The sequence below is a fragment of the Pseudarthrobacter sp. rb genome, assembly GCF_056389225.1.
Window position 1 is genome coordinate 1 of sequence record NZ_JBWJAR010000050.1, and the last position, 1,831, is coordinate 1,831.

Annotated in this window: 1 protein-coding gene; it reads left to right on the plus strand. The window is 65.9% G+C overall.

Translation table 11 applies throughout. The annotated features are described in order from the left end of the window. The first annotated feature begins 80 nt into the window (after positions 1 to 80). Entirely contained in the window at positions 81 to 1,640 is a 1,560-nt protein-coding gene (locus tag ACWRN3_RS22805) for an IS1182 family transposase (RefSeq protein ID WP_476742022.1), read from the plus strand. Positions 1,641 to 1,831: the final 191 nt, after the last annotated feature.

The following is a 1,831-nucleotide window of genomic DNA, read 5'->3' on the forward strand; positions in this document are numbered from 1 at the left end:
CCCTAGGAGACTGCTGAACTAATCGGCGGATGTGGGGCGCGTCGACTGGACTGGTGGGTCTGGTGGTTAAGACTTGTCATATGCAGGGACGCGAGGACGCGCAGTGCGGGTATTTGGATGTGGAGGCACTGGCCGGGGAGTTGTTGGCTCCGGGCAGTGTTTTCGCTTTTCTGGCCAAACATCGGGGGCGGTTGTTTCCGGATTCGATGATGGCGGATCTGTTTCCGTCGCGGCGGGGCAGGCCGTCGGTTCCGGCGCCGGTCATCGGGTCGGTGCTGGTGCTGCAGGCATTGCAGGGCCTCTCTGACCGGGAAACAGCCGATGCACTGACCTTCGATCTGAGGTGGAAGGCCGCTTGCGGCTACGGGCTGACCGATACCGCGTTCCATCCGAGCACGCTGACGTACTGGCGAAAGCGGCTGGCCGCCTCGTCGGATCCGCACCGGATCATGGAAGCCATCGCCAAAGTCGTCGCGGAAACCGGGGCTTTGACGGGCAAGCGCCGCAGAGCGGTGGATTCAACGGTCCTGGACGACGCGGTCGCGAGGCAGGACACGATCACGCAGCTGATCGCCGCGGTCCGCCGCTTCGGCCGGGACATCCCGGGCGGACAAGAACTCGTGACCGCCCACGCCACGGGCTATGACTACATCCGCACGGGCAAGCCGGACATCGCCTGGGATGACCAGGACGCCAAAGACGGGCTGATCTCCGCGCTGGTCACCGACGCCCTGGCGTTGCTGGCCGCGGTCGATCCCGAAACGCTGGACGGAAAGGCTGCTGATGCCTACGCTCTGCTGGCCCTGGTCGCCGGGCAGGACGTGGAACCGGCCGAGGACTCCGACGGGACCGACGGGCGATGGCGGATCGCCCGGAAGGTCGCCCCGGACCGGATGATCTCCACCGTTGACCCCGACACCCGGCACGCGCACAAGACACAGTCCCGGCAGCAGGACGGATACAAGGCCCACATCGTGATCGAACCCGACACCGGGCTGATCACCGCCGCGGAACTGACCAAGGCCTCCGGCCCGGAAAACAGCGACGGGGCCGTCGGTGCCCGGCTGATCGGCATGGATTCCACGATCGCCGGCACCAGCCTGGACGTCCTGGCCGACTCGGCCTACGGCACGGGGGACATGCTCGCCGCCCTCGCCCGCACCGGCCACACCCCGGTGATCAAACCCTGGCCCCTCCGCCCAGCAGTCGAAGGCGGATTCACCCTCGATGACTTCACCGTCGACGAAGCAGCCGGCACCATGACCTGCCCGCACGGACTCACCCGCAACATCACCACCAAACGACGGGTCACGTTCGGCGCCGCCTGCACAGGCTGCCCCCTCCGGCACCGATGCACCGCCTCACCGCGAGGACGCAAAATCGTTCTCCACGAACATGACGCGCTGCAACGGCAACACCGCCAACGCGCCAAGAACCCGGCCTTCCAGGACGACTACCGCACCCACCGGCCCATGGTCGAGCGGTCCATCGCATGGCTCACCCGCGGCAACCGACGCGTTCCCCATCGCAGCATCAACCGGAACAACGCCTGGCTCCAGCTACGGATCGCCGGACTGAACCTCCGCCGCCTCCTGAAGCTCGGACTCACCAGCGAACAGGGGTCCTGGGCCATCGCTTGAACCGGAAACCAGGACCAGGCCTCTCACAGCCAGCCAAAACAACACCCACTACCCGGCCACAGGCACCAAAAGCCCGGAACCACCCCAAAACACTTCAACCCCAGAAACCCCAACCCACAAAAGGAAGGGCTGGCCCGACAGCGAACGCCACGGACCAGCCCTACAAAGCACTTAGTTCAGCAGTCTCCTAG